The sequence below is a fragment of the Pseudoxanthomonas kaohsiungensis genome, assembly GCF_010211765.1.
In the GTDB taxonomy this organism is placed as follows: Bacteria; Pseudomonadota; Gammaproteobacteria; order Xanthomonadales; family Xanthomonadaceae; genus Pseudoxanthomonas; species Pseudoxanthomonas kaohsiungensis.
In genome coordinates this window covers 116,180-130,282 of the sequence record NZ_PDWO01000011.1, presented here as the reverse complement: position 1 = coordinate 130,282, position 14,103 = coordinate 116,180, and the positions used below count along the sequence as shown (strand labels likewise).

At 70.8% G+C, this 14,103-nt stretch carries 13 protein-coding genes; 11 read left to right on the top strand and 2 right to left on the bottom strand.

Going from position 1 to position 14,103, the window contains the following annotated elements; translation table 11 throughout:
- Positions 1-19: 19 nt before the first annotated feature.
- The 7 genes from rph (at position 20) to pepQ (ending at position 7,148) form a co-directional block, all read left to right on the top strand.
- Positions 20-748 carry a ribonuclease PH gene (gene rph / locus CSC66_RS12525; protein WP_162377723.1) on the top strand — a complete coding sequence of 243 codons (729 nt, stop codon included), beginning with the start codon at positions 20-22 and terminating at the stop codon, positions 746-748.
- Between the two features lie 11 nt (positions 749-759).
- Positions 760-1,152, top strand: a complete 393-nt coding sequence (locus CSC66_RS12520; protein WP_162377735.1) for a VOC family protein — start codon at positions 760-762, stop codon at positions 1,150-1,152.
- Positions 1,149-1,760 (top strand): RdgB/HAM1 family non-canonical purine NTP pyrophosphatase, encoded by a 612-nt coding sequence (gene rdgB, locus CSC66_RS12515; protein ID WP_162377722.1) that lies wholly within the window; start codon positions 1,149-1,151, stop codon positions 1,758-1,760. Before CSC66_RS12520 ends, rdgB begins: the two co-directional genes overlap by 4 nt.
- Positions 1,761-1,809: 49 nt before the next feature.
- Positions 1,810-2,967, top strand: coding sequence for a radical SAM family heme chaperone HemW (gene hemW / locus CSC66_RS12510; RefSeq protein WP_162377721.1), 1,158 nt, complete (start codon positions 1,810-1,812; stop codon positions 2,965-2,967).
- Between the two features lie 71 nt (positions 2,968-3,038).
- Positions 3,039-5,393 carry a DUF1631 domain-containing protein gene (locus CSC66_RS12505; protein WP_162377720.1) on the top strand — a complete coding sequence of 785 codons (2,355 nt, stop codon included), beginning with the start codon at positions 3,039-3,041 and terminating at the stop codon, positions 5,391-5,393.
- A complete protein-coding gene (locus tag CSC66_RS12500) occupies positions 5,390-5,740 on the top strand; it encodes a PilZ domain-containing protein (RefSeq protein ID WP_162377719.1) in 351 nt (116 codons plus the stop codon). Before CSC66_RS12505 ends, CSC66_RS12500 begins: the two co-directional genes overlap by 4 nt.
- 88 nt (positions 5,741-5,828) lie before the next feature.
- On the top strand, positions 5,829-7,148 hold the full coding sequence (pepQ, locus tag CSC66_RS12495; protein WP_162377718.1) for a Xaa-Pro dipeptidase: 1,320 nt from the start codon (positions 5,829-5,831) through the stop codon (positions 7,146-7,148).
- A 156-nt stretch (positions 7,149-7,304) separates the two neighbouring features.
- Here the strand turns inward: pepQ and CSC66_RS12490 are convergent, their stop codons facing one another.
- On the bottom strand, positions 7,305-7,898 hold the full coding sequence (locus tag CSC66_RS12490) for a TetR/AcrR family transcriptional regulator (protein WP_162377717.1): 594 nt from the start codon (positions 7,896-7,898) through the stop codon (positions 7,305-7,307).
- A gap of 153 nt (positions 7,899-8,051) precedes the next feature.
- Here CSC66_RS12490 and CSC66_RS12485 point away from each other — a divergent pair, with 153 nt between their 5' ends.
- From CSC66_RS12485 to CSC66_RS12470, 4 genes are all read left to right on the top strand, one after another.
- Positions 8,052-9,005 carry an alpha/beta fold hydrolase gene (locus CSC66_RS12485; protein WP_162377716.1) on the top strand — a complete coding sequence of 318 codons (954 nt, stop codon included), beginning with the start codon at positions 8,052-8,054 and terminating at the stop codon, positions 9,003-9,005.
- Positions 9,002-11,473 (top strand): acyl-CoA dehydrogenase, encoded by a 2,472-nt coding sequence (locus CSC66_RS12480; RefSeq protein WP_162377715.1) that lies wholly within the window; start codon positions 9,002-9,004, stop codon positions 11,471-11,473. Before CSC66_RS12485 ends, CSC66_RS12480 begins: the two co-directional genes overlap by 4 nt.
- Positions 11,474-11,679: 206 nt before the next feature.
- A complete protein-coding gene (locus CSC66_RS12475; RefSeq protein ID WP_162377714.1) occupies positions 11,680-12,159 on the top strand; it encodes a hotdog fold domain-containing protein in 480 nt (159 codons plus the stop codon).
- An 87-nt stretch (positions 12,160-12,246) separates the two neighbouring features.
- Positions 12,247-12,627 (top strand): hypothetical protein, encoded by a 381-nt coding sequence (locus tag CSC66_RS12470; protein ID WP_162377713.1) that lies wholly within the window; start codon positions 12,247-12,249, stop codon positions 12,625-12,627.
- 6 nt (positions 12,628-12,633) lie between these two features.
- Here the strand turns inward: CSC66_RS12470 and CSC66_RS12465 are convergent, their stop codons facing one another.
- A complete protein-coding gene (locus CSC66_RS12465; protein ID WP_162377712.1) occupies positions 12,634-13,998 on the bottom strand; it encodes an NTP/NDP exchange transporter in 1,365 nt (454 codons plus the stop codon).
- Between the last annotated feature and the right edge of the window lie 105 nt (positions 13,999-14,103).

Genomic DNA, 14,103 nt, shown 5'->3' with positions numbered 1-14,103 from the left:
ACCCCCACCGGAACCGCCCATGACCGTCGTCCGCCCCAGTGGCCGCGCCCCCGACCAGTTGCGCGAAGTCCGCATCGAGCGGCATTTCACCCGCCACGCCGAAGGCTCGGTGCTGGTCAGCTTCGGCCACACCCGCGTGCTGTGCACCGCCAGCGTCGACAACAAGGCGCCGCCGTTCCTGCGCGGCAAGGGCGAAGGCTGGGTCACCGCCGAATATGGAATGCTGCCGCGCTCCACCCACACCCGGTCCGACCGCGAAGCCGCGCGCGGCAAGCAGGGCGGGCGCACGCTTGAGATCCAGCGCCTGATCGGCCGCGCCCTGCGCGCCTGCGTGGACCGCTCCGCGCTCGGCGAGCGCACCATCGTGCTGGACTGCGACGTGCTGCAGGCCGACGGCGGCACCCGCACCGCGGCGATCACCGGCGCCTACGTGGCCCTGGTCGATGCCGTGCGCTGGCTGCTGGCACGGCGCGAAATCAGCCGCGATCCGGTGTTCGGCGCGGTCGCGGCGGTCTCGGTCGGCGTCTACCAGGGCGTACCGGTGCTGGACCTGGACTACGCCGAGGACAGCGCCTGCGACACCGACATGAACGTGGTGATGAACGACGGCGGCGGCTTCATCGAACTGCAGGGCACCGCCGAAGGCCACGCCTTCCGCCGCGCCGAACTGGATTCGCTGCTGGCCCTGGCGCAGAAGGGCATCGGCGACCTGCTCGCGCTGCAACAGGCCGCCCTGGCGCGGCCATGAATGGCGTGGCCGTGGACCGGCGGATCGCCCTGGCGACCCTGGTGGTGGCCGATTACGACGAGGCCATCGCCTGGTACACCGGCGCGCTGGGATTCGAGTTGCTGGAAGACACCGCGCTGGGCGACGGCAAGCGATGGGTGACCGTCGGCCCGGCCGGCAACGCCGGTGCGGCGCTGCTGCTGGCCAGGGCCCGCGGCGACCTCCAGCGCGCGCGCGTCGGCGACCAGTGCGGCGGCCGGGTCGGCTTCTTCCTGGAGACCGACGACTTCACCCGCGACCACGCCGCCATGCGCGCCCGCGGGGTGGAATTCCTCGAGGAACCGCGCCACGAGGCCTACGCCACGGTGGCGGTGTTCCGCGACCTGTACGGCAACCGCTGGGACCTGCTGGAGCCGAAACGATGAGCACGCGCCTGGTCCTGGCCAGCGGCAATGCCGGCAAGCTCGCCGAGCTGCAGGCCCTGCTCGCCGACACCGGCGCGGAGCTGCTGCCGCAGTCCGCGCTGGGCGTGGAGGACATCGAGGAAACCGGCCTGACCTTCATCGAGAACGCGCTGCTCAAGGCGCGCAACGCCGCGCGGGTCACCGGACTGCCGGCCCTGGCCGACGATTCGGGCCTGTGCGTGGACGCGCTCGGCGGCGCGCCGGGCCTGTACTCGGCCCGCTATGCCGGCGGCCACGGCGACAGCCTGGCCAACATCGGCAAGCTGCTGGGCGAGCTCGAAGGCCTGAACCCGCAGTGGCGCACCGCCCACTTCTATGCGGTGATCGTGCTGTTGCGCCATGCCGACGATCCGCAGCCGCTGGTCGCCGAGGGCATCTGGCCGGGCCTGATCCTGGACGCCCCCCGCGGCAGCGGCGGTTTCGGTTACGACCCGGTGTTCCTGGACACCGAGCATGGCCTGTCGGCCGCCGAGCTCGATCCGGCGGTGAAGAACCGGATCAGCCATCGCGGCCGCGCACTTGCGCACTTGCGCGCGCGCCTGCCCACGGCGCTAGCCGCATTGCGCTGAGCGACGACCCATCCACCCGCAAGCGAACAGCCGGCGCGCATTTCCCCGCATGACCCCCGCCCTGATCCCGCCGCCGCTCTCGCTGTACGTGCACCTGCCCTGGTGCGTGCGCAAGTGCCCGTACTGCGACTTCAACTCGCACGCCGCCAACGGCACGCTGCCGTTCGACGGCTATGTCGACGCGCTGGTCCGCGACCTCGAGCAGGACCTGCCGCTGGCCTGGGGTCGCACGGTGCACAGCGTGTTCTTCGGCGGCGGCACCCCGAGCCTGTTCCCACCCGCGGCGATCGAGCGGATCCTGCAGGCGGCCAGCGCGCGGCTGCGCTTCGCCCCCGACGCCGAGATCACGTTGGAGGCCAACCCCGGCACGGCCGAGCATGGCCGTTTCGACGGCTACCGCGCCGCCGGCGTGAACCGGGTCAGCTTCGGCATCCAGAGTTTCGACGACGGCTGCCTGCAGCGGCTGGGCCGGATCCACGACAGCGGCGAAGCCGAGGCGGCGGTGAAGCTCGCCCAGGACGCCGGCTTCGACAACATCAACCTGGACCTGATGTACGCCCTGCCGGGCCAGGACCTGGCGATGGCCGAACGCGACCTGGAGCGCGCCTTCGCGTTGCAGCCGGCGCACATCAGCCACTACCAGCTCACCCTCGAGCCGAACACGGTCTTCTTCGCCCGCCCGCCGCAGGGCATTCCCGACGACGACGCGGCCTGGGACATCCAGGAACGCTGCCAGGCCCTGCTGGCGCAGGCCGGGTACGGCCACTACGAGACCAGCGCCTACGCGCGGCCCGGGCGCCAGTGCGCGCACAACCTCAACTACTGGCGCTACGGCGACTACCTGGGCATCGGCGCCGGCGCGCACGGCAAGCTCACCCTTGGCGCCGAGCAGTCGATCCTGCGGCGCTGGAAGCAACGACACCCGGCGGCCTGGATGGCGGCGGCCGGCAGCGCCGCGGCCATCGGCGGCGACGACCGGATCGACCCGCAGCGCCGCCCGTTCGAGTTCATGCTCAACGCCCTGCGCCTGCACGAAGGCTTCGCGCTGGCGGACTTCGAGGCGCGCACCGGGCTGTCCCGGGACACGCTCGCCCCGGCGCTGGCACGCGCGCGGGAACGGGAATGGCTGTCGGTTACGGACACTCGGGTGGTCCCGACCGCACTGGGCCGGCGCTTCGCCAACGATGTGATCGAACTGTTCCTCTGAGCGTGGCCCGTGCTGTAGTCGGGCCGCCGCAAACGTGTTAAATACGGCGCTCAGGGGAGCCGGGCCACCGGATGTCAGCGAACGTCGGTCCAACATCGAGAACCAGCGCCGGTCCGCGCACGCTCGCGGGCGCCGCGCTGCCTGCCCGCGTGCGCCACGTACTCGAGGCGGTCAACACGCTGGCCGGCCAGAGCCTGACCACCTCGCTCAACCTCGCGCTGAACGAATTCGAGCGCCAGCTGTTCAAGCAGGCCGACCGCGCGCGCAGCAGCCAGCAGCAGTCCGAGCACTTCGCCGAGCTCCAGCGCCTGCGCCAGCATCGCGCCGACGTGGTGCCGCGCTACCTCGCCGGGCTGGAGACCTCGCTGGCGCGCCTGCGCGAGGCCGCCGAGGTCGAGAAGCCCGAGGAGCCGGCGCAGGACCCGCTGCAGTTCCAGCGCCTGACCCTGGTCGAGGACACCGACCTGGACCGCGACATCGTCCTGCGCGAGATCGGGCGGCGCGAGGCGCAGCGCGGCGGCACGCCGCTGCTGCTGCTGGGCCAGCGCTTCGGCGTGCTCGCCGGGCGGCCGGCATTCGATCCGGAGCGCCTGCCGATCGGCCCCTACGCGCTGTGCCGCGTGCTGCGCGATGCCGGCGAGGCGCTGCACATGAGCCTCGATTCGCAGCTGCTGCTGTACCGGGTATTCGAGCGCCAGGTGATGGAGCGCTATGGCGAGCTGGTCGAGCGCCTCAACGTGCTGCTGACCCACGAGGGCATCCTGCCCGGCTTGGTCTACCTGCCCTACCGCCCGCGCACCCAGGGCCAGAGCCGCAGCCGCAGCCCGGCGGCAGGCTCGGCCGGCGCGGTCAGCCAGCGCCCGCTCACCGGGTGGCACGGCCAGGCCCGCCCCTCCGCCTGGAGCGGTGCGCTGATGGCCGGCCTGGCTGCCCGCCATCCGCACGCCGGGTCGGCCGACGCCGCCACCGGCGACGAACCGGCCGATGCCGGGGCCGCGGCCGCGGACATGCCCGAGCAGGCGGTGTTCGCCGCCCTGCAGAACATGCTGGCCGATCACCGCGGCTTCGCCGGCGACGCGGCGCCATCGCCGCCCGGCGTGATCCTGCCGATAGACGCGGTGGTCAACGTGCTCGGCGCCATGCAGGCGCTGCCCGCCCCCGGCCGCAACGCGGGCCGCCCGCGCCGCACCGTGGACGACCTGCGCCAAGCGATGCTGGCGCGCATGCGCGAGTCGCACGGCCCCGACGCCGGGCTGTCGCAGGAACACAACGACACCTTCGATCTGCTCGGGATGCTCTACCGCGAGATCGGCCGCGAGGTGCACGTGGACGCGCCGGCCCAGGACCTGCTCGAGAAGCTGCAGGTACCGGTGGTGCGCGCCGCGGTCCAGGACCGCAGCTTCTTCGTCCGCGACCAGCATCCGGCGCGCGAGCTGCTCAATTCGGTGGCCGAATCCGGCGCCACCTGGCTGGCCGACGACGATGCCGACCCGCAACTTGTCCTGCGCCTGGAACAGGCGGTGGACAAGGTGGTGGAGGAGTACGACGGCGACGAGACGGTGTTCGAGCGCGCCAACCGCGAAGTCCAGGAGCACTACCGCGCGCAGGCGCACAAGGCCGAGGTCAGCGAGCGCCGGCAGATCGAGGCCGCGCGCGGCCGCGACCGCCTGGAGACGGCCAAGCAGAGTGCCGCGGTGGCGATCGCCGCGCGCCTCGGCGGGCGCAAGCCGCCGCAGTTCGTGCAGGCGCTGATCAACCAGGCCTGGGCCGACGTGCTGACCCTCACCGCGCTGCGCCATGGCGAGGAGTCGCCGGAATGGCAGGAGCGCGAGAAGGCCACCGAACGCATCATCGACATCACCTGCGCCGCCGATGCGGCGCCGGATCCGGAGCTGGCCGCCCAGATCGACACCGCCCTGCGCCAGGTGGGGTACCACGAGGACGAAGCCAGCGCGATCGCGCGCCGGCTCTCGCGCAGCGACGAGGACGAGAACACCTCGCGCACCGAGCTGACCGCCAAGCTCAAGGCGCGCGCGCGGCTGGGCGAGGGCGAACAGGCCGAGGCCCGCAAGGTCAAGCCGCCGCCGCGCACCGCCGCCGAGCAGGGCTGCTATGAGCACCTGCGCACGCTGCCTTTCGGCACCTGGTTCGAGTTCGTGCAGAACCAGCAGGGCGACGTGCGCCGCCAGCGCCTGTCGTGGTACAGCCCGGTCACCGACAACGCGCTGTTCGTCAACGCGCGTGGCCACAAGGTCGGCGAGCAGTCGCTCGACAGCCTGGCCCGGCTCATGGCGCACGGCCAGGCGCGGATCGTCACCGAGGACAAGGGCCGCCTGATCGACCGCGCCTGGCAGGCCACCCTGCGCGCCCTGCGCGGACTGGCCGGCAAGCCCGCCGACGGCGCACTGGGAGCGGCCAGCGCATGATCCACGATTCCCGCCGCGCGCCGCGCCGCCACGTCACCGAGAGCATCCCGGTGATCGACACGATGACCGACGAGATCATCGGCCAGCTCGGCAACCTGTCGGAGAGCGGCATGCTGCTGATCGCATCCGCGCCGCTGGTCGAGGATGCGCTCTACCAGCTGCGTTTCCACCTCGGCGCCCGCGGCATGGGCGCGCCGGTGAACGTCGGCGTGCACCTGTTGTGGTCGGTCGACGCCAACACCCCCGGGCAGAGCTGGTGCGGGTTCCGTTTCCTCACCATCTCCGATGACCAGCGCGGGCATATCCGCGACTGGGTCCGCGCCGGGGAAGAAGCCGCCGCCGGCTGACGCCAGCGGCGCGGGCGGGCGGGCGTTTTTCAGCACGGGTTGGAGCCGGATCGGGCAGAATCCGCGGTTTCCGTTCCCGGACCCGCTGATGCATATCGTCGACCCCGCCCCGCTCTACCCGCACCACCTGGCCACGCTGCGCGCGCGCGCCGACGAGGCGCTGGCGCGCAGCGGGCACGACCACCTGCTCATTCCCAGCGGCCGCCGGCACTACCAGCTGTTCGACGACCGCGACTATCCGTTCGCGGTCAATCCGCACTTCAAGCACTGGCTGCCGCTGACCCGCGTCACCGACAGCTGGCTGGCCTACACGCCGGGGCAGCGGCCGAAGCTGGTCTACCTGCAGCCGTTCGATTACTGGCACGTGGTGCCGGACGCGCCGTCGGGCTGGTGGGTCGAGCACGTGGACGTGCACGTGATCCGCACCCCGGAAGAGGCGCTGCCGCTGCTGCCCGGCCCCGCCGCGCGCTGCGCGATCCTGGGCGAGGCCAACAGCGCGCTGGGCGACTACGTGCCGAACAACCCGGCTGCCGCGCTGGATTACCTGCACTACCAGCGCTCGTACAAGACCCCCTACGAGATCGCGCTGATGCGCGTGGCCCAGCGCAAGGCCGCGCATGCGCACCGCGCCGCCGAGCGCGCGTTCCGCGCCGGCGCCGGCGAGTTCGACATCCACATGGCGTACTGCGAGGCCGCGCGCCAGGACGCCACCGAGGTGCCCTACCAGAACATCGTCGCGCTCAACACGCACGGCGCCGTGCTGCACTACACCGAGCTGGACCGCGACCCGCCGGCGCACTCGCTGAGCTTCCTGATCGATGCCGGCGCCAGCCATTGCGGCTACGCCGCCGACATCACCCGGACCTACGCGGCCGACCGCGGCAGCGAGTTCCAGGCGATGATCGACGCGGTCGATGCCGCGCAGCAGGCGATGTGCGCCGGCGTGCGCGCCGGGGTCGACTACCGGCAGCTGCACGTGGACGCGCACCTGTCGCTGATGGGCATCCTGAAGGACTTCGGCGTGCTCAAGGCCTCGCCGGAAGCGGCGCTGGCCACCGGCGTGAGCGCGGCCTTCTTCCCGCACGGCCTGGGCCACCCGATCGGCCTGCAGGTGCACGACGTGGCCGGCTTCGCCGCGAGCGACCGCGGCGGCACGATCGCCCGGCCGGAGGGCCACCCCTACCTGCGCATGACCCGCGTGCTCGAGCCGGGGATGGTCGTGACCATCGAGCCGGGCCTGTACTTCATCGACATGCTGCTCGACGAGGTCAGGAAGAACGGCCACGCCGCCAGCGTCGACTGGGCGCGCGTGGACGAATTCCGGCCCTACGGCGGCATCCGCATCGAGGACGAGGTGCTCTGCACCGACGGCGCGGCCGACAACCTGACCCGCCCGGCGTTCGCCTGATCCCACGTAGAGCGGGGCTTGCCCCGCTGCTTTCCACGACGCCTGGAACCGGCGGAAGAACCGCCGACCGGCATCGGTGGGAAGAGCAGCGGGGCAAGCCCCGCTCTACGGCCGCCGCCGGTGGGCTGCCCGACTCCTACGGTCGGGCCGTGCGGCTCAGACCGGGATCAGCGTGTTGATCACGTGCTCGAGGTACTCCTCGAACTCTTCGTGGGTCATCTTCGGCTGGTGCGGTCGCAACTGCAGGAACCCGACATAGGCCGCGTAGGTCAGGCGCGCGCGGTTCTGCGCCTCGTTGCGGCCCAGTCCGGCCTGGCGGAACGAGGCGGTCAGGTATTCCAGGCGCCGCTGTGACACCCGCTGGATCACCGGACCGACCGCAGGATGGTCCAGGGCCTTGAGCAGCTCGCTGTAGATCGCGTGCGGCTTGGTCTCGTGGCCGACCAGCTGGAACAGCATGCGCAGGCGCTCGCGCGGATCCGGCACTTCTTCCAGGCTGCCGAACACCTGCTCCTGCTCCACCTCCTCCCAGCGTTCCAGTGCCGCCTGCAGCAGCGCATCGCGCGAGGGGAAGTGCCAGTAGAAGCTGCCCTTGGTGACGCCCAGCCGGCGCGCCAGCGGCTCGACCGCCACCGCGGCCACGCCTTGCTCGGCGATCACGTCCAGGGCGGTCTGGGCCCAGTCGGCAGCGCTCAGGCGCGCGCTGCGGGCGGGGGCGGGGGTGGGCGGAACAGCGGGTGTCGTGGTCATGCCCGGATTTAACCATACGGCGCAGTGCGTTGCAGTACGCCGTTGCCGGCGAAACCGTGACCGGTCAGCGGCTTGGGCCGAAACTGGGCCTCATGCTGCACCGCCATACGCCTTCGTATTGACTTTGTGGAAGCGACGTCCATACCATCTCGTATGGACTTGGCCGCCTCCCATCGCCCGTCGGTCACCGACCTTCGCCTGCCCGGCGCGGAATTGAGCCTGGCCGCAAGCCTGCATGCGTGCGCGACGATGCCCGGCCAAGCGCCCGCGATCCTCTACGCCCACGGCTTCGGCCAGACCCGCCGGGCCTGGTCGGCGACCGCCGGCATCCTTGCCGCGCGTGGCTACGCCGGCCTGGCGTTCGACGCCCGCGGCCACGGCGCCTCGGATCGCAACAAGGGCGACGATCCCTACACCGGGCACCAGTTCACCGACGACACGATCGTGCTGGCCGGCGAGATGGCGCGGCCACCGGTGCTGGTCGCCGCCTCGATGGGTGGCCTGTTCGGCCTGCTGGCCGAATCGCGCTGGCCGGGGCTGTTCCGTGCGATGGTCCTGGTCGACATCACCCCACGCTGGGAAAGCGCCGGCCTGGAGCGGATCCTCGGCTTCATGACCGCTTTCCCGGAAGGCTTCGAATCGCTGGAGCACGCCGCCGAGCGCATCGCCGCCTACCTGCCGCACCGGCGCCGCGAACCAGGCACGGCCAGGTCGCCCGGTTCGCTGCGCGAGATGCTGCGCGAAGGGTCCGACGGCCGCTGGCGCTGGCACTGGGATCCGCGCTTGGTCGACGAACTGGCGCGCGACAGCGAGCAGCACCAGGACGGCATCGCGCAGGCCACCCGCGCGGTGCGCTGCCCGCTCCTGCTGATCAGCGGTGGCCGCAGCGACCTGGTGTCCGAACGCACCGTCGCCGATTTCCTCGAACTGGCGCCGCACGCCCGCCACGTGCAGCTGGCCGACGCCACGCATATGCTGGCCGGGGACGACAACGACCGCTTTACCGCCACCGTGCTGGAATACCTGGCGGAACTGGACCGGACCGAGGGGACCGGCAGTTCCGCCGTGCAAAGGGCGCACGCGCCCGTCACCGGAGCAAACCCATGAGCATTGCCGCGCCCATCCTGGCCTTCCTGTTGATCGGCGGGTTCGCCGCCTACCACCGGCTGCGGCTGGCCAGCTGGGCCGCGCTGCTGGCCGTCGCCCTGGTCGCCTGCTGGCTGCTGGGCGCCCATCGCCCGACGGTGGCGGTGATCGGCATCCTGTCGGCGCTCATCGCCGTACCGCTGCTGATCCCGGCGATCCGCAAGCCGCTGATCGTCGCCCCGCTGCTCAATGTCTTCCGCCGGATCCTGCCGCCGCTGTCGCAGACCGAGCGCATCGCGCTGGAAACCGGTTCGGTGGGCTTCGAAGGCGAGCTGTTCACCGGCGACCCGGACTGGAACATGCTGCTCAACTACCCCAAGCCGCGCCTCACCGCCGAGGAGCAGGCCTTCCTCGATGGCCCGGTCGAAGAGCTGTGCAGGATGATCAACGACTGGGAAATCACCCACGTCCACGCCGACCTGCCGCCGGAGCTGTGGGACTTCATCAAGAAGAACAAGTTCTTCGGCATGATCATCCCCAAGCAGTACGGTGGCCTGGGCTTCTCGGCGCTGGCCCACCACAAGGTGATCCAGAAGATCGCCTCGGTCTCCAGCGTGGTCAGCTCGACCGTGGGCGTGCCCAACTCGCTGGGCCCGGGCGAGCTGCTCAACCACTACGGCACCCAGGAACAGAAGGATTACTACCTGCCGCGCCTGGCGATCGGCCAGGAAGTGCCGTGTTTCGGCCTGACCGGCCCGTTCGCCGGCTCCGACGCCACCTCGATCCCGGACTTCGGCATCGTCTGCAAGGGAGAGTGGAACGGCGCCAACGTGCTGGGCGTGAAGCTGACCTTCGACAAGCGCTACATCACCCTGGCCCCGGTGGCCACGCTGGTCGGCCTGGCGTTCCGCATGTACGACCCGGACGGGCTGATCGGCGACACCAAGGACATCGGCATCACCCTGGCGCTGCTGCCGCGGGATACCGCCGGCGTGGAGATCGGACGCCGCCACTTCCCGCTGAACTCGCCGTTCCAGAACGGCCCGATCCGCGGCCGCGACGTGTTCATCCCGCTGAGCCAGCTGATCGGCGGCGCCGAACTGGCCGGCAAGGGCTGGAACATGCTCAACGAGTGCCTGGCCGTGGGCCGCTCGATCACCCTGCCCTCCACCGCCTCGGGCGGCGCCAAGTTCGGCGCCCGCGTGACCGGCGCCTATGCCCGCATCCGCAAGCAGTTCGGCCTGTCGATCGGCCGCTTCGAGGGCGTGGAGGAAGCGCTGGCCCGGATCGGCGGCAAGGCCTATACGATCAGCGCGCTGTCGCAGGCCACCGCCGCGGCGGTGGACCGCGGCGACGTGCCGTCGGTGCCGTCGGCGATCGCCAAGTACCACTGCAACAACATGGGCCGCGAAGTCATCTCCGACGTGATGGACGTGATCGGCGGCAAGGGCATCATCCTCGGCCCGCGCAACTTCGCCGGCCGCGCCTGGCAGGCTGCGCCGATCGGCGTGACCGTGGAAGGCGCCAACATCATGACCCGCAGCCTGCTGATCTTCGGCCAGGGCGCTATCCTGTGCCATCCGTGGGTGATGAAGGAGATGAAGGCCGCGCAGGAACCCGACCGCGCCGCGGCGCTGGACAGCTTCGACGAGAGCCTGTCCGGGCACGTGCGCTACGGCATCTCCAACGCGTTCCGTTCGTTCTGGTTCGGCATCACCGGTTCGAAGCTCGGCGGCGCCCCGGGCGACGACTACACCCGTCCGTTCTTCCGCAAGCTCGACCGCTACGCCGCCAACCTGGCGCTGATGGCCGACGTGTCCATGCTGCTGCTGGGCGGCAAGCTCAAGTTCAAGGAATCGCTGTCCGGCCGCCTGGGCGACGTGCTCAGCCACCTGTACATGGCCGGTGCGGTGCTCAAGCGCCACCACGACGAAGGCGCGCCGGAAGCGGACAAGCCGCTGCTGGCGTGGAGCATGTACAACAGCTTCCACGTGATCGAGACCGCGCTGTCCGACGCGCTGCGCAACTTCCCGATCCGGCCGGTCGGCTGGGCGCTGTGGGCGCTGGTGTTCCCGCTCGGCCGTCGCGCCGAGGCCCCGGGCGACCGCCTCAACCACCGCGTGGCCTCGCTGCTGATGGCGCCCAACGAGGCGCGCGACCGCCTGGGCGTGGGCGTGTTCCTGACCCCGTGCCCGAACAACCCGGGCGGCCGCATCGACAGCTACCTGGCCAAGGCCGTGCAGGCCGAGCCGGTCGAGCGCAAGTTCCTCAAGGCGCTCAAGACCAAGGGCATCGAGGCGCTCGAGTTCCCCGCGCAGCTTGACGAGGCCGTGGCCGAGGGCGTGATCACCGCCGAGGAGCGCAAACTGCTGGAAGAGCTGCGCGCGCTGACCCTGGAGACGATCACCGTCGACGACTTCGACGCGCACGAACTGCGCGCGGCCAGCTACTACGACCAGCCGCGCCCGGGCGCGCGCGAAGCGGCCTGAGCCACCGGCCCGGGCCACGCGCGCCGCGAACGGCATTTCAACAATTCGACGGCGGGCTTCGGCCCGCCGTTTTCATGTCGATGGCGTGGCAGCCGGGCAAGCCCGGCTCTACGCATCGACGGCGAGCGGCCCCCCGAGTCGTAGAGCGGGGCTTGCCCCGCTGCTGTTCCACGCAGCATCCACCACCGCCACCACAGGACGCTCCCATGGCCAACCGGCTGCTCGACACCTGGCACCGCCTGCAGCGCTGGCCCGCCGGCGATTGGCTGTTCTCGCGCGCGGTGTGCTTCAAGGCGCCGTATTTCGCCACCATCGCCCCGCGCATCACCCGGCTCGAACCGGGCCGCTGCGAGGCGCGCATCCGCCACCGCCGCAAGGTGACCAACCACATCGGCACGGTCCACGCGATCGCGTTGTGCAACCTGGCCGAGCTGGTCGCCGGGGTGATGACCGACGCCAGCCTGCCAGGCTCGATGCGCTGGATCCCGCGCGGCATGACCGTGGAGTACCTGAAGAAGGCCAACGGACCCATGCACGCGGTGGCCACGCCCGACGTGCCGCTGGTCGAAGCGTCCGAAGGCTACGACCTGCCGGTCGGGGTGGTGGTGCGCGACCGCGACGGCGAGGCGGTATTCCGCGCGCGCATCGCGATGTGGGTGTCGCCCAGGCCGGCACGGCAGGGCTGAACCGGGCCGCCGCGCCGGCACGATCGAAGAATCCGTCCGACGCCGACGCAGCCACCTCCCCGAGCCGATGCCGCTACCGAGGACACGATGACCCAGGACCTTCCGCTCCTGCTTTGTGCCCTGCACAGCTTCGCCTTCGCCGCCTTCCACCTGGCGTTCTGGCGCCTGTTCGGCTGGAAACGCGAGTTGGCCAAGGTCGGCCTGGCGACCCGCGCGATCGTCCAGATCCTCAACCTGCGGCTGGTCTATGTCTTCATGGGCATCGGCACGGCCTGCCTGCTGTTCCCCGTCGAGCTTCGCGGCACCGCCCTGGGCCGGGCGCTGTTGTGGTTCATGGTGGTCTTCTGGATCGGCCGGACGATCGAGCAAGCCATGTTCCTGCGCCTCAACCATGCGCTGGTGCATGCGCTGACCGTGCTTTTCGTGCTCGGCGCCGTGCTGTTCGCGCTGCCGCTGCTGTCGACCTGAGGCGCCTCAGGCCGGCTCCGCACCCGCGACCGGGGCCGCTTCGCGCGTCCCCGGCAACTTCTTTTCCTGGCGCAGCAGCTGCAGCGCCGAGAACGTCATCATGCCGGCGACCAGCACGCCGAAGCCGAACACCGCGCTGGAGCCGAACGCCGACAGGAACTTGTGCAGCCAGACGAAGGTGAGGTCGGCGCCGCGGTAGATCACGGTGTCGATCGCCGCCCCGGCCTTGTAGCGCCATTCGCGCCCGACCCGGGTGTAGATCGTCTCGCGCGCCGGCTTGGCCAGCGAGAACTCGCTGGCGCGGGTGAACACCTGCACCACCGCGACCAGCATCGGCAACGGCGAGGCGGCCAGGATCGAGAAGCCCAGGATGATCGCCACGCCGGGGATCAGCAGCGCCGGGGCGATGCCGAAGCGCGACATCAGCGCGCGGGTGACGAGCAGCTGCACCACCAGGGTGAGCGAGTTGACCGCCAGGTCCAGGGCCGAGAAGAACTTGGCGCGCTCCTCGTCGGTGGCGAACGCGATGCGCGCGATCCGGTTCTGTTCGTTGTATAGCAGGGTGCCGATGCCCACGCCCAGCACCACCAGCAGCGCCAGCCAGCGCAGCAGCGGCTCGCTGGCCACCAGCTTCAGTCCCGCCAGTATCTGCCCGCCCATCGGCTTCTCGCCGCTGGCCAGGCCGCGCTCGGCCTCGCGCGCCACCGCGTACTGGCGCAGGCGCGCGATGCACACCACGCACACCGTCAGCAGCGCCGCCGACACCAGCATGATGTTGGCAATGCCGACCCGCTCGACCAGGGTGTGGGTCAGCACCGGCCCCAGGAACGCGCCCAAGGTGCCTGCCGCACCGATGTAGCCGTAGTAGCGCCTGGCCTCGGCGTTGCTGTAGATGTCGGCCATGAAACTCCAGAACACGGCGACCGCGAACAGGTTGAACACGGTGATCCAGAGGATGAAGGCCAGCCCGCGCCCCGCCACGCCGCTGTCGAACATCGCGTAGAACAGCAGCAGCGTGACGATGAAGAACACGTAGATCGCCGGCAGGAATACCCGCCGCGGGAAACGGCTGACCAGCCAGCCGTACACCGGCTGCAGCAGCAGCATGATCACGAACACCGCGGTGAAGATGAACTGCAGGGTGAACTCGCCCAGGGCTACGCCACGATCGGCGAAGAACGTGATCAGCGCCGGCGGGAATATCGCCTCGACGTCGCGGGAGGCGGACATCGCCTCGCGCACCGGCCGCAGCACGTAATAGCCGCTGAGCAGGCAGAAGAAGTACGCGAACGACCACAGCAGCGGCGGCGATTCGGCCAGCGCCGAGCGGAGCCGGCCAAGCCGGGTGGAGGCCGTGTCTGCAGCAGTCATGGGCGAGGCAGTCCTGGAGGTCGCACCGGCCCGGGGCGAGGGCCCGGCCTTTGGCGCGCACGGTATCCGATGCACTGCAACATCGCCAGCGTCGGCAGCCGGCCG